Source organism: Methylophaga sp. UBA3603, assembly GCF_002375335.1.
GTDB lineage: Bacteria > Pseudomonadota > Gammaproteobacteria > Nitrosococcales > Methylophagaceae > Methylophaga.
This window is the reverse complement of the sequence record NZ_DFMC01000006.1, coordinates 213,259-233,872: the sequence shown is the minus strand read 5'-3', so window position 1 is coordinate 233,872 and position 20,614 is coordinate 213,259. Positions and strand designations below refer to the sequence as shown.

Genomic DNA, 20,614 nt, shown 5'->3' with positions numbered 1-20,614 from the left:
TGGCAGATCACTCCGCTTCTGTCACGATGATTAAGCGTAACGCATCCAATTTCAGTTCAGCCTGGTGCAAATACTGCTGCAACTGTTGTTGTTGCAACTGCAGTGCTTCAATTTCTGCTGGCTTAATATGGGTGTTTTGTTCTGCAAGATGCTGCAGACGGTTCAATTCATGGTCCGTCAGCTCAGTCATTTTACTGATAGCTTGTTCAATTAACTGTTTTTGATGTTTGTCTGCCATTTTTTTACTAGCGTCAATTAAATTATCGATTCGGGATCTGGCGACCTGCACCATCTGCTGAGCAGTATGTTTGGGAATGCGGCCAGCTTGCTGATTCATTTCCTGCTCGGGTAACTGTTCTTCAAAACAACGGCCATTCTCGTCGATAACAATTCGCAGGTAAGATTCAGGAATATACCGCGTAATATTAAACTGCTTCGGTGCAGGACAATGCATTACAAAGGCGACTTCCAGTAACAAACTTCCAGCGGGGACCAGATTACTTTTTAACTGACAGAATGCGGTATTACCCAGATCAGAACTGATCACCGCATCCATTGCCGATAACACCAATGGATGCTCCCAACTCAAAAACGCCATATCCTCGCGGGATAACGCTCTGGCACGCTGATAAGTGGCCGTTAAACCGTCTTCTGGCAGGTCAATTTCATCACTTCGTAACTCATCACCACGCTGCAATATAATACTGTCAGCACTGTGAGCCTGTTGCTCAACACCGTAAGCATCAAAGAAATCATCCATAAAAGCAGCCAGTTCCAATGGGCTGCTGGCATCGTCTACCTGCATCAGGATTTCTTTTGCAGCGGCTTCATCATAGGAATTCAATGTGAGCAGTCGGTCCCGTCCCTGACTGAGACTTTCGCGTAATTGCTGCTCTGCCTTTTGGGTTTCTTTAAGCAATTTGGCAAAAGCTTTTTTGTCTTCGGGATGTCTTAGACATTGTTCCAGCTGATCAGCAAATTGTTCACGTAATGCGGCACCGGTTTTACAAACAGATTCAAACGCATTTAAACCCTGCTGATACCAGTCCAGCAACAATTGCTGAGCAGTATCCTGATAAAACGGCAGCACGATGTTGACGGTATTACGCTGGCCGATACGATCCAGTCTACCAATGCGTTGTTCCAGCAAATCGGGATTGAGCGGTAAATCAAATAACACCAGATATGAACAGAACTGGAAGTTACGGCCTTCACTGCCAATTTCCGAGCAGATCAGAATTTGTGCGCCCTCTTCATCATCAGCAAAAAAAGCCGCAGCACGATCGCGGGTAATTAATGTCATCTGTTCATGAAATACAGCGCTACGCACACCATGTTGCAGACGCAGATGTAATTCCAGCTCTTTTGCCGTTTCAGCATTGGCGGTAATTAATAAGGTTTTTTCTCCACGGTGCTGTTTCAGCCAGCTCACCAACCATTCAACCCGCGGATCCAGCTCCAGCCAGTCTTCACCTAAAAGTGTTTCTGGTTGTACCAATTGAGTAAGTTCGCTGTTGGTTTCGGGCAAAAACTGCTCTGGAAAATCCAGCGGATAAGTTGTCAACTGCCGCTCAGGAAACCCTTTAACGGTATCGCGGGTATTACGGAATAAAATCCGCCCGGTGCCGAATTGGTCTAGAAACTGCTGTTTAGCCTGTTCACGTGCTGCTTCAAATTCATCACTGTCAGCCAACGCAGATAACAACTCATCATCCAGATAAGGTTTTAATTGCACTTTTAAACGTTTGTTTTTATCGAAATCACTGGCTGATTCAACCGCCATCAATTGCTCGAGTAACAGACTGATTTGTTGATAATGCTGTTGTTCTTCCCGAAATTGCGCTAAGTCATAATAGCGATCGGGATCCAGTAACTTCAAACGGGCAAAGTGACTGTCCATACCCAGCTGTTCAGGTGTAGCAGTTAACAATAAGACTGAAGCAATCTGCTCTGCCAGTTTTTCAACCAGTTGATAACCTTCACTGCTCTCACTGCTCTGATCTTCATGCCACTGTAGATGATGTGCCTCGTCCACTACCAACATATCCCAGCTTGCCTGCAATACATCTGTTTGCATTTCAGGATGATTTTCCAGCGTCTGTAAATCAGTTAATACTAATTGAGCGCTATCAAAGGCATTGCCCTCGTCTAATTCAACCAGCGCTTCATAGCGTTCGGCATCAATCACCGTAAAAGCCAGATTAAAACGTCTTAGCATTTCAACTAACCACTGATGCACCAATGCTGAAGGTACAATCACCAGTACACGACTGGCCCGACCCTGCATGATTTGCTGATGCATAATCAAGCCAGCTTCAATGGTTTTCCCCAAGCCGACTTCATCGGCCAGTAAAACTCTGGCAGAAATACGGTTGGCCATTTGTGAGGCAATATAAAACTGATGCGGCAGACATTGGACCCGAGCGCCCAATAGTCCAAATACCGGTGACTGATGTAAACGATGAAAATATTGATGGGTTCGGAGTCGTAATTGGAACTGGCGATTTTTATCTATCTGACCAGCAAATAAACGGTCTGAGGCCTGGCTAAACTGTACAAAGCTATCCAGATCCATCTCATGAATACTGACAGCTTCTCCCTCAGCGGTTTCCCCCTGATAAATCACACAGCCATTTAAAGGATGTTTTTCACTGATGGTAAAAATCTGTCCCTTACGGGTTTTTACCTTTTCACCCAGCGGATAATCCACCCGGCTCAATGGTGCATTATTAGCGGCGTAACTGCGCTGCTCTTCGGCAGCCGGAAAGGAAATTTCAATTCGTCTTCCGGTGACTTCAATGATGATACCCAGACCTAACTCGGCCTCGCTGTTACTGACCCAACGTTGGCCAACTGCAAAACTTAATTCTGACAAACTGTGCTACCTGATTAATTGCGATGAATTTAGACATTGCCCTACCTGACAGGCGAGCAAAATATGCTGATATGGTAAATTGTCAGGCTGTATTTTCCTATAGTAAATAAGATGTCCAGCCAGTTTTTTATACTTCGCACTCCTTCAATCAGCGAATCGGAAATCAAAAAATCGCGGTTTATTGGCGTAGCTATGCATTGTGACAGTGAACAATCTGCTTTAAAACAGCTTCGACAATTGGCTGCACAGCATGCCTCTGCTAATCATCTGGCCTTTGCCTGGCGGATCCGCGCCGCTGAAGGGTTTATCACCGAACGTTTTTTTGATGCCGGCGAACCATCCGGCACTGCAGGTCGGCCCATTCTGTCACCGTTACAAGGCGAAGATCTGATTAATACGGTGGTGGCGGTCATTCGTTATTTTGGCGGGGTTAAATTAGGCACTGGAGGTCTGACCCGAGCTTATGGAAATGCCGCTAAACAAGCCATCGATGCAGCAGGCAAGCTTCCCTGGGTAGAAATGGCGCAACTCAGTTTAAAGATTGATTACAGCCAGTTACAAATGCTGGAATATCAGCTTAAACAGATCAAAGGACGAATTGTCGATCAGCAATTTACCGATATGGTCAGCGTGGTAATCGAATTGCCCGCTGAGCATCTTGTCGCAATTCGCGAACAATTCAGTTCGTAAACGTTATCAAACGCTGGTTAATGTCAACTGTACTGAAAGCAAATTGTTGCTGAATGAACTTCAGGCTATCGCGATGATAGAAAAACACATGAGTAATATCGTTTTTGTAGTGCCACTTGGCAAAATCAATACCCTCATCAAACAGCTGGGTCATACAAAACAGTTTCCCATCCGCCTTAAGCAATGATTTGAGGCGGGCAAATTCAATTGCTGGCTGATGAAAATGTTCAATAACTTCGCAACAGATAATAAAATCATATTGCTGTATTAACACGCTGTTATCCGGATAAAAAACCGGATCATACAACTTTGTCTGATAGCCTTTTTCAGTAATGATTTTACTGATAACAGGTCCAGGCCCCGCCCCAAAATCCAGACCGATTTTGTCAGAGGTAATCTGGCTTAGAATAGCCTCGGTAATTGGTGAGACAAACTGCTGATATCGTGGATCATCAACATCATTTTCATGGGTCAGATATAACGCTGTTTCGCTTTCCCGATCTGGCAGATGCTGTTTGCCCATCTGCAACGCATGACATTCATCACACTGCCAGTAATCGCGACCACGCCAATGATGATAAAAGGCTACGGGCGCGGCGCATAAGCGACAACTATTCTCGATCCACGGGTTCACAACGGTAAAAAGCTGGTCAGCAGTCCTATCAAGCCACCAAATACCCCGCCCCAGACGACCAGCCAGCCCAAATGCTGACGAATCAGGTCCTGAATCATCTGCTTGACCATTAATGGTGTCAGTTCTTCCAGTCGACTGTGAACGATAGCGTAAATCTGCCGATATAAATCATCGCTGACCGGCCCACTGCTAAGCTTTTCCCGCAGGTGCTGCTGAAAGTGTTCGCTATGGGCAATGTCATTCAACGAATGCTGCATTTTACGAACAAAAGGTTCTTTCAGTGGATTAAGCGCCTTGGCTCCGCCGACCATTGATAACATGCTGCCAAATGATGACTCCATAATGGTTGCCACCAGATTATCAAACACCGGATTCAGGTCAGTTTGATCGATGATTTCGGAAAAATCGAGTTGATGATCGCGCTTATCATCGAGCATCTCGCTGACAAAGCGATCCAGACTTTGCTGATTAAAAAACTGTTCCATTACCAGTTTTTCAATCGCTGTGCGAAACTCACTGAAGCGTGCTGTAATGACACCGGATCCATACAATCCAGGTACTTTCTCAAACAGCATATGAATGGCCAGCCAGTTCGTTATCCCTCCGGCCAAGGCAAACATTCCCATTGATAAAACCGGTTCACGCCAGGGAGTGTCCAACAATAAACCTACGCCAATCACTGCGGCCGCGCAGAGATTGGTTAATAAACTCTTATTCATCGTCAGTTAATTCTATTCAGTCTTTAGTCCAGCGAGTTAATGCTTCAATGATCTGTTGCGCCTGATCGCGGCTGGAGATATTGAATTTTGAACGTTGGCCATACTCACCATTACGTTTTTGATAGCGGCGGATCGTATATTTATCAGGACCAAACTCGCCAGTTTTGCGATCCAGATCCTGATAACGGAACATCACTGTTGCCCAGGCACCTTTGGTAAGAACAACCTTATCGAGTTCCTTGACGGTGGTCACATCGCCTTCCTGATAGGTCACCGTTAACTCATCAACTGTTTCTGACATAGTGTTTATATTCCTTTGATTTAATTAAAAAACTGTTTAAGCGCATTGTATAAATGCGAAGTATCCTGGCTGCCGGCAAGCTCACGAATCGAATGCATGGCAAAAGTTGGTACACCGATATCCAATGTGTGAACGCCAAGGTTACTGGCAGTTAACGGCCCGATTGTACTGCCACAGCCCATATCCGTTCGCACCACAAAATCCTGCACCGGCACATCAGCCAGTTCACAAAGCTGCCGGAAACGTGCACTGCTTTGACTGTTAGTGGCATAACGCTGATTGGCATTACTTTTAATCACCGGTCCTTTATTCAGGATGGGGCCATGTTGTTCATCATGCCGATCAGCATAGTTGGGGTGAATGCCATGCGCATTATCAGCAGAAATTAATAAGGAGTGCTGGATAATTCGTTGATAGCTTTCATTATCCTGGGCCAGACGCTGCAGAACGGCGGGCAAAAAGGTTCCTTGTGCGCCACTGGTCGACACACTGCCGACCTCTTCATGATCTGTGCATACCAGTAAATTGGCCTTATTTTTCGATCCAGCCAATAACGCCTGCAAACCAATATAACAGCTCAGCAGATTGTCCAGTCGCGCCGCACTGATAAAGTCTTCATTAATACCAACCAGTGCCGATGGTTGCGTATCGTAAAAACAGATTTCGTAATCCAGCACTTTACCTACATTCAGTTCACCCTGCTCGGATCTGAGCTGTTGCTCGAGTAAGGCACGGAAATCCGGTTTATCGCCCTCTTCGGTCTGCAGCACTATCGGTGGTAGATGCAGCTGCGGATTAATACTGCGATTCTGATTGACGTCCCGATCTAGGTGGATGGCCAGACTGGGAATAGTTGCCACAGGCTTTTTGAAATTAACCAACGCATGGCTTAATTGACCATCGGCATCAACAAAGCTTACGCGTCCGGCCATCGATAAATCCCGATCAAACCAGGGGTTTAACAGGGCTCCACCATATACTTCAACACCCAGCTGCCAGAATGAATTTTTTACCGTGCCCGGTTGTGGTTTGACTTTTAAACAGGGACTATCGGTATGCGCTCCCACCATTTGAAAACCGGCTTCTGCCAGATTGATATCGGGCAGGTTAAACGCAATTATGGAGGAGTCATTGCGGGTTACATAATATCCACCGGTCGATAATGTTCCCCAACTTTCTTTTTCATTGAGCTGTTTGTATCCAGCAGCCTCCAAAGCCGCTTTCATATTGGCTACCGCATGAAACGGTGTGGGTGAGGCATCAATAAAATCAAGTAAACCACGATTGAGGTTCTGGGGGGACATGCTGCTCATGATGAATTCCGGAGTATGAAACTGGACGATATGTTAACGATTTTGTCGCATCAATGTGACAAATTCAGCCGATTGTTTCAATCTTCTATGATTTGGCCACGATAAATCCGTTTACTTTTAGGCTTTGCAGAAGGTTGTTTGTCAACCGGTTGGGAGGGACTCTTAACCCTATCTGATGTTGAGTCTGTCTGCCCTTTTTCAACAACCAGATGACCACGATACATACGTGGGGTTTTAGAGTGACTGGAAGAGTCAACATTTTCAGATCTCGCCTGGCGTCGTAATCCCAGCGCGGCGAAAATATCTGCTTGATCTTCAATGCTGGCACGTCCACTTAATGGCATTTTCAGCGTACTGTTAAAACTGGTTCGTTCAATGAGTAGTCTTGGCAGTAATCTGGCAACCTCAATACCTTTTACTGAACCAAATGCCATCGCTTCAATTTGACCCTGTTCGAAAATAATATGGCAGGCTTTGTTATCGGCAGTCGTTAAAACTAGGGTCTGTTTATCTTTCAAGGTCCCCCTCTGCTGGAGAATATTTTTTCATCTCGCAAGGCGGAAATGATGAGGTGTAGTTATTTCTACATAAGTCATTTCCAACGCCGTGAGGCGGAAAAATAGTCCCAGCCCCATGGGTTGTGGCTGAAAACTCACCACTCCGCGTTGCTCGTCGTTGATTTAGACTCACTAAACTGCTCTCCTCGCGCCTTGATTGGTAAGTTTTCAGTCACAACAGAGGCGACCTTGAAAGAAAAACAGACCCTGGGTGCCGCTTTTTTGCTCGTTACATAACGTCAGAAGCAGCTTCAGAATTTCCGTTGTCTCAAGCATAAATCCCTCATTCTGTATCGTCCTGTTTTTTAGCTCGGATAATGCGCCGGGCATTACCGCCATGTAAACGACAACGATCAGCTAAAGCGCCCAGCGACCATGCTTCAGGCTGACGGATCGCCACTGATCGTTTGCACTTCTTACCGCCTGGTAATCGTGCACCACATGGTGGACGATAACGTTTGATCTTTTCCCATCCTTCCAGGGTTTGGGTGGCTTTACGAATGACTTTTACTTCCCGGGGTGACAGGCTGTTTTGGTCGACTGGACGTGTTTTTTCATCAGTGTGTCGCCACCAGTAACGCACCACTGGCAATGGCAGTCCAAAACGACGAGCCAAATCATCTGGTTTTCGGTAAATTTCCATCTCAAGCAGCGTCAATGCAGCTTGTTCCAGACGGGCAGTAAATTCGCGACTTTCTTCAGGTGTCATGCGGGTAAACAGGTGGCTGCAACGCAATAACCTCTTCGGTTAGATCTATATCTTCTGATTCGCTAATAGCCACATTGCGAACAGAAACTCCTGCATCAATCACACTTTGCGGATCACCGGTAATCAATGGATGCCATTCTGGTAACGTTTCGCCTTCAGCAAGTAAACGGTAGGCGCAGGTATCGGGCAACCAGTCAAAAAAGTGTGCCTGCTCGACGCTAAGTTGAATACAATCTGGCACAGTCTTTTGCCGATTAGCATAATCCTTACAGCGACACGTTGAAATATCCAGTAATTCACATGCCACACGTGTGTAATACATCCGGTCATCTGAATCATCTTCAAGCTTATGCAGACAGCAGCGCCCACAGCCATCGCAAAGGCTTTCCCATTCGGTATGTGTCATCTGTCCAAGACGTTTGTGTTTCCAGAACTCGGTAGATGTTTTATGCTGGTCAGTCATGAATCAATCAGTCTTATTGTCTTCGCTGCTCAGTACGCTGATACAGCAATTTGATCCGCAATCTGTATTGGTTGCGGGAGAGTCGGCCAAGCTATGCCTGAACGACTGTCAAGATACCAGATCAGAGACGCTGGCGACACCATTTGAACAAGCACAACTGAAGCAAATTCACAGTATCGATCTGGCGGTCATCAGCGACTTGACGGAAACTTTACCGTTACAGGCCGGGCAACAATGGCTGGGCTATTTACGCAATTTACATGCACCGCATATTATTCTGATTACCAATCCTGCGCTGGCGCAAAAACAGGGATGGCAATTTCGCGATTATCTGGCCATGGGCCTGCATCATATTGCCGGAACCAGTGATGGATTACAGGTGTTCAGTTATGCTATTGAAAATTACCAGCCCAAACGTGACTGGCTGAACAGTCGTTTCTGGGCAAATCCGGAAAACTATGACAAATATCGTTGGTAGGCTGTCATCAGATTGTCATCAAATCCCTCTAGTTTGCTTGGGGGTGTCGGGTTACAGAAACACTAAACAAGCTTATCGTTAATTAACCTTCAAACAAGCCATCAAAATGGAAAACATGGAAACACAAATTGATCTGAACAGCTCCGACCTTTACCTGAATCGTGAGTTGAGTCTGCTGGAGTTCAATTGGCGCGTATTACAACAGGCCCTTGACCCCACTGTGCCATTGCTGGAAAGACTAAATTATCTGTGTATTTCCAGTACCAATCTGGATGAATTTTTTGAAGTACGCGTTGCCGGTCTGATCCAACAAATCGAAATTGGTGATCCCTACCTGGAAGCTGATCAAATCAGCGCTCAGGAAGCATTAAGGTTGATCAGCATACGTGCCCATGAATTGGTTGATGAGCAATATTCGGTACTTAATGATGAGTTATTACCGTTATTGGAGCAGGAAGGCATTAAGGTCTTGCCAAGACCAATGTGGACAAGTGAACACAGTGCCTGGCTGGAACAGTATTTTCGCGATGAAATTCAGCCTATCCTTAGTCCTATTGGGCTCGACTCCTCCCATCCATTTCCCCGATTACTCAATAAAAGTTTAAATTTTATTGTATCGATGGATGGCAAAGATGCTTTTGGTCGCAATATCGGTTTTGCCATTTTACAGGCCCCCAGAGCGCTACCACGAGTGATTCAGCTACCTCCGGAATTATGTGAACCTGGGCAATATCACTTTGTATTTTTATCATCGATTATTCATGCGTTTGCCGATGATCTGTTTTTTGGGATGAAGATCAAGGGCTGTTATCAATTTCGTGTTACCCGAAACAGTGATTTGGCCATTGATACTGAAGAAACCAGTGATTTGCTGGCAACCATAGCGGATGAATTGACACATCGTAATTACGGTGACGAAGTTCGACTTGAGATTGCCCATAACTGCCCTGAAGAAATGGTTAATTTCCTGCGTGACCAGTGTGCAATGCATCAGGATAACGTCTATCTGGTCAATGGCCCGGTGAATCTAAGCCGTTTGCAGGCTTTGCATTCAATGGTTGAACGTTCGGATTTGAAATTTAAACCCTTTACTCAGGGAAGACCCAATGGTCTGACATCAGAGGTGGAAATCTTTGGGCTATTAAAACAGAAGGATGTCCTTTTACATCATCCCTATCAATCCTTTACCCCCGTCATTGATCTGATCAAACAGGCAGCTTCGGATTCCAGCGTGCTGGCCATCAAACAAACCTTGTACCGTACAGGTGCTGTTTCACCGATCGTCGATGCATTGGTCGCCGCCGCTCACGGTGGAAAAGAAGTTACCGTGGTTATTGAATTGCGGGCACGTTTTGATGAAGAAGCTAACGTTGCATTGGCTTCCAAGTTACAACAGGCGGGAGCTCATGTCGTATATGGCATTGTTGGCTATAAAACCCATGCCAAAATGCTGCTCATTCTGCGTCGTGAAAATAATAAATTACGTCGTTACGTCCATCTAGGCACCGGCAACTACCATCGTAGTACTTCACGTATTTATACCGATTATGGGTTGCTGACCTCAGATAAACAGATTGGTGAAGACGTTAATAACCTGTTTATTCAGCTGACCAGCCTTGGCAAAATTCCCAAAATGCATAAATTACTACATGCACCTTTCAATCTGCATCAAGGATTACTGGATAAAATTGACCGCGAGATTGCGCATGCCGAAGCAGGCAAAAATGCTCGCATTATCGTCAAGGTCAATGCATTGGTTGAGCCGGAAATGATTAATGCCTTCTACCGAGCTTCTATTGCTGGCGTTAAAATTGATTTGATTGTCCGCGGCATCTGTACTTTAAAACCAGGTGTTCAAGGCGTCTCAGAAAACATCCAGGTGCGCGGCATAATTGGACGGTTTCTCGAGCATACCAGGGTATTTTATTTCGAAAACGATGGACAGGTTGAGATCTGGGCCGGCAGTGCCGATTTGATGAAACGTAACCTGCTGCGTCGTGTGGAAACCTGTTTTCCGATTGAATCCAAACGACTGCAAAAACGCATTATTGCCGATCTGAATTTATATCTTGCTGATAATACCCAGGCGTGGATCCTCTCCGCTGATGGTCGTTACCATCGGGCAGCCCGCAACGAAGGAGATGAAATGATCAGTGCACAGAACACGCTTCTGGAAGAATTGGCGAAAATCAATTAATCATGCAAATCATCGCATTCTTTAATTTGAAAGGTGGCGTGGGTAAAACCACGTCTGCAGTTAATATTGCCTGGCAGGCCGCTAATGAGGGTATTCCTACTCTTTTGTGGGATTTGGATCCGCAGGGGGCTGCCAGCTGGTTGTTACAACGCAAAAGCAAGTCCAAAGCGGAAGCCAAAAAACTGTTATCTGGTAAAACGCCTATCGGTGAATTAGTTAAAAGTACCGATTATCCTTCTCTGGATATTATTCCTGCCGATTTTTCATTCCGGCAAATGGATTTGGATCTGGCAAAAGCCGGTGATAAAAAAAATCAACTGGCCAAGCTTTTAGCCCCGTTTGGCGAAAGCTACTCGCTAATTGTGCTCGATTGTCCGCCCAGTTTTTCTGAACTGACTGAACAGATGTTCGCTGCGGCTGATGTGATCTATGTACCGATTATTCCCAGCCATTTGTCGATGCGTACCTTTGAACAGACACGAGACTTTTTCAAAGAAAATAATCTTAAGCCCAAACGTCTTCACCCCTTTTTCACCATGGCAGATCGCCGTCGGAGTCTGCATCGCGTCATGCTGGCCCATCCACCCAAGATGCTGAAACATGGTTTGCAAACAGCCATTCCCTATGCCGCCGTAGTGGAAAAAATGGGCGATGTCAGAGCGCCTTTAGCGGCTTTTGCAGCCAACTCGACTGTGAATAAAGCCTACGAAGCATTGTGGCAGGAAATTAAAGCCACGCTCGATAGTTCAAGCTGATTTTTGTATACGCCAGCAATAATGGATTTTTGAATTTCTTTCAAAATCAGTTGGCAAGGTTGCCTTACTAATGTCTTTTATATTTAGCCCTTGCAACGCTGACGCATCCAGTTTGAAGTCACGTCGGTTGGTGGAAAAGAAAATTTCACCTCCCGGATTTAACATGCCGGCGACTTTATGCAGCATATCGATATAGTCACGCTGTATATCAAACACCCCTTCCATTTTGTTGGAGTTGGAAAAGGTCGGTGGATCAACAAAAATCAAATCAAAACGTAAATTCTGTGTTTCGGGTTCATTTAACCAGGCCAATACATCTGCTCGAATAAACTGATGCTGCTCACCAACAAAGTTATTCAATTGCATATTATCTCTGGCCCAGCCAAGGTAGGTATTTGACATATCTACGGTGGTAGTGGATTTGGCTCCACCTGCAGCAGCATAAACCGTCGCACTGCCGGTATAGGCAAACAGATTCAGAAATGCTTTTCCTCTGCTGTTTTCAGCTAGCATCTGCCGGGTGATTCGGTGATCCAGAAATAATCCGGTATCCAAATAATCCGTCAGATTAATCCAGAAGCGAAGATCATTTTCCCGGACTTCAAAACGCTGGCGTAAAGCCGCCTGTGACTCATACTGGTTAGAACCACGTTGTTTCTGGCGTAACTTTAGCGCAACTTTATCGTCCTTTACACCTAACACAGCCGGAATGATTTGCATGACTTCATCGAGACGTTCGCTGGCTTTTAACGGATCGATATCTGCTGGCGGTGCATATTCCTGCACATGAACGTAGTCTCCATAAACATCAATAGCCACAGCGTAATCTGGTAAATCAGCATCATAAACCCGGTAACAATCCAGCTGGTTTTTGCGTGCCCATTTGGCTAAATGCCGAACATTCTTTTTCAACCGATTAGCGAACATCTCGGCTTGTGGAGAAACATTTTCCACCACCGATGAACTAACAGCAGGCTTTGCTTTGGTTTTCGGTGTTTTATCCCACGGTGAGGGGGATGCCGCCATTTCCTGCTGCACCGGTTTGGCATCACGCCGTAATGGTTTGGGGGCGCGATATGACAAGACTTCACAGGCAATCGGGCCATTGTCAAAAGGCTTGCTGTCAAATAGATTGAGGCCAGTCAATTTACCCAGCTGAGCGTTGTCAGTAATAATGGTCGTTCGCCATGCCGGTAGATGATGATTTACTAAATCACCAAGCGCTTCGTAAACATTATGTAACGAAGCGGCATCACCAATACGTTGCCCATATGGCGGGTTTGAAACGACTAGCCCAACGTCAGGTAGGGTTTGAGCGACCGTTGCCCAGTTCTGCAGATCACGATGGATAACCTGAATACGATCACTCAGTCCGGCGGCTTCTATATTGGCCTGGGCCGCCGCAACGGCAGATTTATCCTGATCCCCGCCCATTATCATCGGCAAACGTGCCAGCCCACTAAGGCGTCTTCTTTCAGCATCCGCCTTTAATTGCTGCCAGGCAGCCTTGTCATGCTGCTTCCAGTAGAGAAAACCAAAATAATCTCGCTGTAAACCTGGCGCAATATCGGCCGCCATCAATGCTGCTTCGATCAAAAAGGTACCACTACCACACATCGGATCCAGCAATGCCCAACCTTCACGGGCAAGTTTTGGCCATTCAGCAGACAATAAGATGGCTGCCGCCAGGTGTTCCTTTATCGGAGCATTCGTCTGACTGACGCGATAGCCGCGTTTATGCAAACTTTCGCCGGATAAATCAATACTGACAATTGCCTGGTTATGTTTAAGGTAGACATTTACCCGCAGATCCGGCTGATGCAAATCAACGGAAGGTCTTTTACCCGATAAATCACGCAGTCGATCAACGATGGCATCTTTAACTTTCTGCGCACCAAACTGGGTATGATGAATTTTCGAACGAAAACTATTGAAATCAATTGCCAGAGTGGTGTCTTCAGCATCGATATGCTCTTCCCAGGCGAACTCTTTAATCCCGTTATAAAGCTGATCAGTCGTTTCGGCGGTGAAGTGAGCGATTGGCATTAGCACTCTGACCGCGACGCGTGACCATAAACAGACCTGATAGGCTTCCTTTAGACTTCCGGTGAAACGAATGCTACCTGCCTCTGTTTTGTACTGTTTGATACCGATTTGTTTGAGTTCGGTTTCCAGCAACGGCAACATGCCCCGTGCTGCGGTGACGGTGAACTTGTGTTTAGTCATGAAACTATCCTGATATAATCACAGCATTTTAATACAGGTAGCTCTTCACATGGCAGTCAATGATAAACAACGCCGATATCTGAAAGGATTGGCTCACCCGCTAAAGCCAGTAGTAATGATTGGTAACGCGGGTCTTACTGAAAACGTACTGGCTGAAATTGAAAATGCTTTGGCCTATCACGAGCTGATTAAAGTCCGAGTTAGCGGCCAGGAAAAAGCTGATCGAAAGCAAATGCTCGATGAGATTGCGAAAAAAACCGGTGCAGATTTAATCATGGTAATCGGTCATATTGGTGGTTTATATCGCCCGGCTGATAAGCCTGTCATCCAGTTGCCGGGTTAATTACAAGGACAATTCATCTTGATACAAAAACCCGCTGAAACTGAACAGAAACTTGCCTCGATTATTGCCGAGCGATGGAGTGGCAAGGCTTATGATGCATCGCAGGCCGTCAGTGATGACATCATCATGGCTCTTTGTGAAGCAGCTTTATGGGCGCCCTCCTGCTATGGCGAAGCACCATGGCGTTACATTATCTGTAACAAATTCAAAGACGAAATAAGCTGGCAAAAAACATTGGATTGTCTTGCTCCGGGCAATCAGGAATGGGCGGTAAATTCACCGTTATTGATCGTGACGGCATCACTGCCCCACTTCACTCGTAACGGCAGCGAAAACCGTTGGAATGGATATGATACTGGCGCCGCCAGTCTTAATTTATGTTTACAATCAACCGCATTCGGTCTGATGTCTCATCAGATGGGTGGATTTGATGCTGATAAATTACGAGAGGCTTTAGCCATACCAACCACGGTAAATCTTTGGTCGGTAATTGCTATTGGTTATCCTGCTGCGTTGGATACGCTGAGTGCTGAAGTGTTAGAACGGGAACTAAAAGCCAGACAGCGACGTCCTTTAAACGAACATTTTTTTGAAAATCGTTGGACCGATTAAAACTTATAACAATGAAATTGAGGTAAGTAAAATGAAATCAATGGTGATTATCACAGTCCTGAGTTTATTCAGTAGCGCCGCTTATGCATACGATAAAATTTATTTGAAAAGACTGCTGGAACAAAACCAATGTCACCATTGCAATTTAAGTGAAGCACCACTTGAAGATCATGATCTGGAAGGTGCTGATATGAGTGAAGCCAATCTTAAAGGAATTATTCTTACCAATGCCAATGTAAAAGGGGCATGGTTCACTCATTCACGTATGCAGGGGGCACAGCTTGAAGGGGCAGATCTGCGTAATTCCCTAATGGATTACGCCCAGTTGATGGATGCCAATCTGAAAAACGCCAAACTTGATGGTGCGCATTTGATTTTTTCAGACATGAGTGGCGCAGACCTAACCGGGGCATCAATGAAAGGCGTTCATGATCGAGGGATTAAATTCTGCAACACCACGATGCCTGATGGTAGCGTAAATAATGATGGTTGTTAGGTTAGAAAGAAAAGCATAGTTACTGCATTATCTCTTTCAGGATGTCGTAATAAGCCTCAATTAATGTTGCTGATAAAAGATAAATCGAGCCCAGGTTAATAGTCCCGATATTTAGAGAAAAATTCCCGGTAAATTACTCCTGACATTCGTCGCAGTAATCGCTAGTATATGGCGGACAATTCAGCCATAGGAACCTATTTTGTTTTTGAAAAAAATCGTCTTCGTTTGTTTGTTGGTACCTGTTTTATCTCACGCTGCGCCCGTTACGTTGATTCTGACCAACGGTGATCGTTTGCAAGGTGATTTATTAGAACGTAATCAGGAATCCCTTACTATTAAACATCAGCTGCTTGGTGAAATGATCATTAACACCAATACAGTTTCCGAAATCAAAACAGATTATGAAGCTCTGGCTCAGCAGACCCCAACGGATGACACCCCCATTATTGAACCGGCTGACCTTGCTGAGGCTGAACCGGAAGATAATGGCCTGCTGGGGACCGGCTGGTTAACAAACTGGGAAAGACGTTTTGATTTGGGGCTGGCGGGCAGCCGTGGAAAATCTGATAACAGTCAGGTTAATGTTGCATTTAATGCTGACCTGGCAACCGAAAAAACCCGGATTAACAGCCGAACGGCATATTATTATGCTAAGTCTGAAGAGGAAACTTCCGACAACAGCTTTTTTACCTCAATTAACCGCGACTGGTTGAAACCTGAGACACCATGGTTCATGTTTGCTGGTGGGCGATTGGATGTCGATAAATTCAAGGATTATGATTATCGGCTCAATGCCAACGCCGGTTATGGTTATGAATTTGCCAATACTGATGATTGGTTATTCGTTGGACGTTCCGGTGCGGGTTTTAACAGAACGTTTGGTGGTGAACGTGAAGAATTTACCCCTGAAGGCTTGTTAGGTCTCGAAACACGCTGGCGCATTAATACTGCGCAACGTTTAGCTTTAGCCAATACGTTTTATCCTAGTTTCGATTCTTTCGATGCCTACCGGAATGTCACCACATTTGATTGGATTCTTGACTTGGATGAACGTGCTGGCGTAGCGTTAAAAGTCGGCATGACCAATGAGTATGACTCTGAAACCGAAGATGAAATTAGTAAAAACGATTTCAAATATACTTTGTCGCTGTCATGGAGTCTCTAAGGCTACGTTGTTTAGCCTAATACGTCTCCAGTAATGGAAGCAATGAACACAGTTCAACCGTTCTGATTACGCGTTTTCAGATGCTACTCTGTATACTGACGCTGAAAATTATTAAGCTCGAAGCTTCCAAGTAAATTGAAAATTAGTGAACAATCAACAGCAACAACTTAAAACTCAAGTAAAAAATACCATGCTCGCCGACCAGCACAAACTGCGTCGGCGATTAGTGCAGTTACAGAATAAATCCGCCAATGAGAGCGAATGGCTGAATCTGCAGCAACAGATTGAACGTTCAAATGAGCGCTTTCAGTTTCGTTTGAACAACCTTCCAAAGCCCTCCCTTAATGCTGATCTTCCCGTTATTGAAAGAAAGGAAGATATCGCAAAAGCCATTCAGCAGCATCAGGTCATTATTCTTTGTGGTGAAACCGGTTCCGGTAAAACCACGCAGTTACCTCAAATATGTCTTGAGCTGGGTCGCGGTGTTGGTGGTCTGATTGGTCATACTCAGCCGCGACGTATTGCCGCCCGGACTGTTGCAACACGTATTGCTGAAGAACTAAAGTCCCAAATCGGTGAAGCGGTTGGTTATAAAGTCCGGTTTCATGATCAGGTAAAAGCCGATAAAAGCTATATCAAACTGATGACAGACGGTATTTTGCTGGCTGAAACGCAAAACGACCCCTACCTGAATCAATATGACACGCTGATTATTGATGAAGCGCATGAACGCAGTCTGAATATTGATTTTCTATTGGGTTATCTCAAACAACTGCTGCCGAAACGCCCGGATCTGAAACTGATCATCACCTCGGCAACTATTGATACTCAACGATTCTCTGAGCATTTTGACAATGCACCGGTGATCGAAGTCAGTGGCCGCACTTATCCTGTTGAAATCCGCTATCGTCCATTATTAAGTCGTGATGATGACAGTGAAGATCTGGATTTTGTTGACGGTATCGTTCAGGCAGTAGATGAATTATGTCGAGTCGGGCCAGGTGATGTACTGATATTCCTCTCGGGTGAACGCGATATCCGTGATGTCTCTGAAGCACTTCGCAAACATCATCCGCCCAATACCGAAATTCTGCCATTATTTGCCCGACAATCAGCCAGCGAGCAGAACCGTGTGTTTAAAACCGGTGGCCCGCGACGTATTATTCTGGCGACCAATGTAGCGGAAACGTCGTTGACCGTACCGGGTATTCGTTATGTCGTTGATCCCGGTCTGGCGCGTATCAGTCGCTACAGTGTACGAAATAAAGTGCAACGTTTACCGATTGAGAAAATATCGCAATCGAGTGCGAATCAGCGTTCCGGTCGTTGTGGTCGTGTTGCCGCCGGGGTTTGTATTCGTTTATACGATGAAGAAGATTTTGCTGCCAGACCGGCATTTACCGATCCGGAAATTCTGCGTACCAATCTGGCCTCAGTTATTTTGCAGATGACCGCATTAAAACTGGGCGACCCGGCTAAATTTCCATTTATCAATCCCCCGCCACCGAAGATGATCAACGATGGTTATCGGTTGTTGGAAGAACTCAATGCTGTAAATGGCAAACGCCAAATAACCGAAACAGGTCGTCAGCTTGCCAAATTACCAATTGATCCGCGTATTGCCAGAATGATTCTGGCGGCAAATGATCAAAACAGTCTGAATGAAGTGCTGGTGATAGCCAGTGCCCTGAGTATTCAGGATCCACGAGAACGTCCGATGGATAAACAACAGGCTGCAGATGAAGCACATAGCAAATACAAAGACGACCGATCAGATTTTTTAGCGTTTCTTAAGCTATGGGATTTGTATCATGACCGTCAGAAACACTTAAGTCAGAACAAATTTCGCAAATACTGCAAAGAAAACTTTCTGTCTTTTCTGCGTCTGCGTGAATGGCATGATATTTATCAGCAACTGCATGTGCAAACCACACAAATGGGCTTCAAACCTAATCAGCAACCCGCTGAGTATCAATCCATTCATCAAGCCTTGCTCAGCGGTCTGTTAAGCAATGTGGCCATGAAAGCTGACCAGCATAGTTATGCCGGCACACGTAATCTGAAACTGAAAATTTTTCCTGGCTCAGCATTACATAAAAAAGGTCCTAAATGGATCATGGCGGCCGAGCTGGTGGAAACTGGACAACTCTATGCCCGGATTGTCGCCAAAATTGAACCCGAATGGATTGAACCCATTGCAGGAGATCTGGTTAAACGCCAATATAGCGATCCGCACTGGGAGAAAAAACCGGCTCAAGTAGTCGCTTTTGAAAGTGTCAGTCTCTATGGATTACCCATAGTCAACCGTCGAAAAATTCACTATGGACCATTGGATCGCCCTACTTCCAACGAGATATTTATCCGTGAAGCTCTGGTCAATGGTGATTTCAACTGTCAGGCCAAATTTTTCCAACATAATCGCCAGCTGATTGATGAAATTGAACTGTTGGAGCAAAAATCACGGCGACGTGATGTGCTGGCAGATGAAGACACTCTGTTTGCTTTTTATCATGAACGTATTCCTGACGATATTATCAATGGCCACGGCTTTGAAAAATGGCGTAAACAGGCAGAAAAGAAAGACCCTCAGTGTTTGTTTATGAGCCGTGAAATTCTGATGCAGCACAATGCTGATCAGGTTACGGTCGATAGTTATCCGGATCAGTTGCTGGTGAATCGTGTTCCGTTGCCACTTGAATATCATTTTGAGCCAGGCAAGCAACATGATGGTATTACCCAGACGATTCCGCTGTCACTGCTCAATCAAAGTGATCCGGAACGTTATGAGTGGTTAGTGCCAGGCTTATTACGTGACAAGGTGATTTTTCTGCTAAAAAGCCTGCCTAAATCCTTGCGCCGTCATTTTATTCCTGTGCCGGATTACGCCGATCGATGCCTGAAAGCATTAACGCCTTATGAAGGAGCATTGTTACCTGCTTTAACTGAGCAATTACGTAAAATGACAGGAGTTGAAATCAAAGCAGATGATTGGCGGCAGGAAGACCTGCCACTGTATCTGAAAATGAATTTTAAGCTGGTTGATGAACAAGGCGAACTGCTGGCAGAAAATCGTGATTTAAATCAGTTAAAGCAGGACTGGTCAAAAGAGGCTGCTGCCAGTTTCCGTCAGTTACCCGATTCTGAATATGAAAAATCCGGGATGACCGGCTGGGACTTTGATGCTTTTCCGGAGCATATTGTGATGCAGCAAAATGGCCTGGAAATGACGGCCTATCCTGCCCTGGTAGATCGTGGTGATCATGTGGATCTGACCCTGATGGATACCTTGCAGCAAGCTAAATCATTCTCAGCTATAGGATTGAGAAGACTATTTATGCTGGCTGAAAAAGATAACGTTAAATATCTGCAGAAAAACCTGCCGGATATACAGAAGATGTGCCTGCATTATGCCAATGTACCAGCTGCGCCATTTGAAGAGAACAAAACCCAGCAGATTTCACCATGCGAGCAGCTGAAACAGGATTTGATAGCCGTTGCCTTTGATCGGTGCTTTCTGAAAGATCAGGACTGGCCACGAGACAAACAACAGTTTGAACAACGCTTACAACAACGTAGAAGTGAACTCATTAATATTGCTAATCAGCTTGCCAGACTGATTGCCGAACCATTAAGTGAATATCATGCGATTGCCAAACGGTTGTCTGGAAATATTCCTCTGGCTGCAATGCATGCAGTTAAAGACATCCGTGAACAATTAAACTATCTGCTGTATCAGGGATTTGTGCATCACACGCCGGATGAGGCTTTACAACGGTTACCCGCCTATTTTCGGGCCATCGGTGCGCGTCTGGATAAACTGAAAACCGATCCAGCCAAAGATCGTCAACGGCAAATGGAAGTCCAGCCCTACTGGCAACGTTATCTGACCAATATCAAACGTGCTGATAATGAAGCAATGCAACAATATCGCTGGATGATTGAAGAATTTCGTATCTCGGTATTTGCCCAGGAAATTGGCACTGCCTATGCCATATCAGCCAAACGTCTCGATAAGCAATGGGCAGAATGTTAAATCTTTAACCTTTCATCACCCATTCAGTCGCAGTTCAGTTAAGTATTG

At 45.4% G+C, this 20,614-nt stretch carries 18 protein-coding genes; 9 read left to right on the top strand and 9 right to left on the bottom strand.

From position 1 onward, the window contains the following. Positions 1-7: 7 nt before the first annotated feature. Positions 8-2,875 carry an RNA polymerase-associated protein RapA gene (gene rapA / locus B4F66_RS03525; protein ID WP_292356810.1) on the bottom strand — a complete coding sequence of 956 codons (2,868 nt, stop codon included), beginning with the start codon at positions 2,873-2,875 and terminating at the stop codon, positions 8-10. A gap of 111 nt (positions 2,876-2,986) precedes the next feature. Here rapA and B4F66_RS03520 point away from each other — a divergent pair, with 111 nt between their 5' ends. Then, positions 2,987-3,565 carry a YigZ family protein gene (locus B4F66_RS03520; RefSeq protein ID WP_292356812.1) on the top strand — a complete coding sequence of 193 codons (579 nt, stop codon included), beginning with the start codon at positions 2,987-2,989 and terminating at the stop codon, positions 3,563-3,565. Here the strand turns inward: B4F66_RS03520 and B4F66_RS03515 are convergent. The 7 genes from B4F66_RS03515 to B4F66_RS03485 form a co-directional block, all read right to left on the bottom strand. Further along, positions 3,555-4,199: a class I SAM-dependent methyltransferase gene (locus tag B4F66_RS03515; protein WP_292356814.1), complete on the bottom strand. Its 645-nt coding sequence runs from the start codon at positions 4,197-4,199 to the stop codon at positions 3,555-3,557. The genes B4F66_RS03520 and B4F66_RS03515 overlap by 11 nt on opposite strands. Continuing rightward, positions 4,196-4,918 carry a DUF445 domain-containing protein gene (locus tag B4F66_RS03510; protein WP_014707112.1) on the bottom strand — a complete coding sequence of 241 codons (723 nt, stop codon included), beginning with the start codon at positions 4,916-4,918 and terminating at the stop codon, positions 4,196-4,198. Before B4F66_RS03510 ends, B4F66_RS03515 begins: the two co-directional genes overlap by 4 nt. Positions 4,919-4,934: 16 nt before the next feature. After that, the gene (locus B4F66_RS03505) at positions 4,935-5,219 is read right to left on the bottom strand and encodes a hypothetical protein (RefSeq protein ID WP_014707111.1); all 285 of its coding nucleotides are present in this window, start codon (positions 5,217-5,219) and stop codon (positions 4,935-4,937) included. Positions 5,220-5,239: 20 nt separating this feature from the next. Further along, positions 5,240-6,532 (bottom strand): M18 family aminopeptidase, encoded by a 1,293-nt coding sequence (locus B4F66_RS03500; protein WP_292356820.1) that lies wholly within the window; start codon positions 6,530-6,532, stop codon positions 5,240-5,242. A gap of 77 nt (positions 6,533-6,609) precedes the next feature. Further along, positions 6,610-7,050, bottom strand: a complete 441-nt coding sequence (locus B4F66_RS03495) for a hypothetical protein (protein WP_292356823.1) — start codon at positions 7,048-7,050, stop codon at positions 6,610-6,612. Positions 7,051-7,372: 322 nt separating this feature from the next. Further along, positions 7,373-7,798, bottom strand: coding sequence for a hypothetical protein (locus B4F66_RS03490; protein WP_292356824.1), 426 nt, complete (start codon positions 7,796-7,798; stop codon positions 7,373-7,375). After that, positions 7,788-8,261, bottom strand: coding sequence for a YcgN family cysteine cluster protein (locus tag B4F66_RS03485; protein ID WP_292356826.1), 474 nt, complete (start codon positions 8,259-8,261; stop codon positions 7,788-7,790). The genes B4F66_RS03490 and B4F66_RS03485 overlap by 11 nt, the downstream gene beginning before the upstream one ends. Between B4F66_RS03485 and B4F66_RS03480 the strand changes: the two genes are divergently transcribed. From B4F66_RS03480 to B4F66_RS03470, 3 genes are all read left to right on the top strand, one after another. Next, entirely contained in the window at positions 8,260-8,739 is a 480-nt protein-coding gene (locus B4F66_RS03480; protein ID WP_292356828.1) for a DUF6231 family protein, read from the top strand. The two genes, B4F66_RS03485 and B4F66_RS03480, sit on opposite strands and share 2 nt — an antisense overlap. Positions 8,740-8,854: 115 nt before the next feature. Then, a complete protein-coding gene (gene ppk1, locus B4F66_RS03475; RefSeq protein WP_292357107.1) occupies positions 8,855-10,936 on the top strand; it encodes a polyphosphate kinase 1 in 2,082 nt (693 codons plus the stop codon). A 2-nt stretch (positions 10,937-10,938) separates the two neighbouring features. Beyond that, on the top strand, positions 10,939-11,691 hold the full coding sequence (locus tag B4F66_RS03470; RefSeq protein ID WP_292356830.1) for a ParA family protein: 753 nt from the start codon (positions 10,939-10,941) through the stop codon (positions 11,689-11,691). On the opposite strand, the gene rlmKL is transcribed toward B4F66_RS03470, so the two are convergent. Next, the gene (gene rlmKL, locus B4F66_RS03465) at positions 11,683-13,917 is read right to left on the bottom strand and encodes a bifunctional 23S rRNA (guanine(2069)-N(7))-methyltransferase RlmK/23S rRNA (guanine(2445)-N(2))-methyltransferase RlmL (protein ID WP_292356832.1); all 2,235 of its coding nucleotides are present in this window, start codon (positions 13,915-13,917) and stop codon (positions 11,683-11,685) included. The genes B4F66_RS03470 and rlmKL overlap by 9 nt on opposite strands. A 49-nt stretch (positions 13,918-13,966) precedes the next feature. Between rlmKL and yhbY the strand changes: the two genes are divergently transcribed. From yhbY to hrpA, 5 genes are all read left to right on the top strand, one after another. Then, positions 13,967-14,260: a ribosome assembly RNA-binding protein YhbY gene (gene yhbY / locus B4F66_RS03460; RefSeq protein ID WP_292356834.1), complete on the top strand. Its 294-nt coding sequence runs from the start codon at positions 13,967-13,969 to the stop codon at positions 14,258-14,260. An 18-nt stretch (positions 14,261-14,278) separates the two neighbouring features. Then, positions 14,279-14,872 (top strand): nitroreductase family protein, encoded by a 594-nt coding sequence (locus tag B4F66_RS03455; RefSeq protein WP_292356836.1) that lies wholly within the window; start codon positions 14,279-14,281, stop codon positions 14,870-14,872. A 31-nt stretch (positions 14,873-14,903) separates the two neighbouring features. Continuing rightward, positions 14,904-15,368, top strand: a complete 465-nt coding sequence (locus B4F66_RS03450; RefSeq protein WP_292356838.1) for a pentapeptide repeat-containing protein — start codon at positions 14,904-14,906, stop codon at positions 15,366-15,368. 205 nt (positions 15,369-15,573) lie between these two features. After that, positions 15,574-16,533, top strand: a complete 960-nt coding sequence (locus B4F66_RS03445; RefSeq protein ID WP_292356840.1) for a DUF481 domain-containing protein — start codon at positions 15,574-15,576, stop codon at positions 16,531-16,533. A gap of 145 nt (positions 16,534-16,678) precedes the next feature. Next, the gene (gene hrpA, locus B4F66_RS03440; RefSeq protein ID WP_292356842.1) at positions 16,679-20,566 is read left to right on the top strand and encodes an ATP-dependent RNA helicase HrpA; all 3,888 of its coding nucleotides are present in this window, start codon (positions 16,679-16,681) and stop codon (positions 20,564-20,566) included. Positions 20,567-20,614 lie beyond the last annotated feature (48 nt).

Bases quoted from the DNA above. Each gene is read 5' to 3' on its own strand.
- B4F66_RS03485 (WP_292356826.1), bottom strand. From the start codon at position 8,261: ATGACTGACCAGCATAAAACATCTACCGAGTTCTGGAAACACAAACGT.
- yhbY (WP_292356834.1), top strand. From the start codon at position 13,967: ATGGCAGTCAATGATAAACAACGCCGATATCTGAAAGGATTGGCTCAC.
- rlmKL (WP_292356832.1), bottom strand. From the start codon at position 13,917: ATGACTAAACACAAGTTCACCGTCACCGCAGCACGGGGCATGTTGCCG.
- B4F66_RS03500 (WP_292356820.1), bottom strand. From the start codon at position 6,532: ATGAGCAGCATGTCCCCCCAGAACCTCAATCGTGGTTTACTTGATTTT.
- B4F66_RS03510 (WP_014707112.1), bottom strand. From the start codon at position 4,918: ATGAATAAGAGTTTATTAACCAATCTCTGCGCGGCCGCAGTGATTGGC.
- B4F66_RS03450 (WP_292356838.1), top strand. From the start codon at position 14,904: ATGAAATCAATGGTGATTATCACAGTCCTGAGTTTATTCAGTAGCGCC.
- B4F66_RS03470 (WP_292356830.1), top strand. From the start codon at position 10,939: ATGCAAATCATCGCATTCTTTAATTTGAAAGGTGGCGTGGGTAAAACC.
- B4F66_RS03520 (WP_292356812.1), top strand. From the start codon at position 2,987: ATGTCCAGCCAGTTTTTTATACTTCGCACTCCTTCAATCAGCGAATCG.
- B4F66_RS03480 (WP_292356828.1), top strand. From the start codon at position 8,260: ATGAATCAATCAGTCTTATTGTCTTCGCTGCTCAGTACGCTGATACAG.
- B4F66_RS03490 (WP_292356824.1), bottom strand. From the start codon at position 7,798: ATGACACCTGAAGAAAGTCGCGAATTTACTGCCCGTCTGGAACAAGCT.
- B4F66_RS03505 (WP_014707111.1), bottom strand. From the start codon at position 5,219: ATGTCAGAAACAGTTGATGAGTTAACGGTGACCTATCAGGAAGGCGAT.
- ppk1 (WP_292357107.1), top strand. From the start codon at position 8,855: ATGGAAACACAAATTGATCTGAACAGCTCCGACCTTTACCTGAATCGT.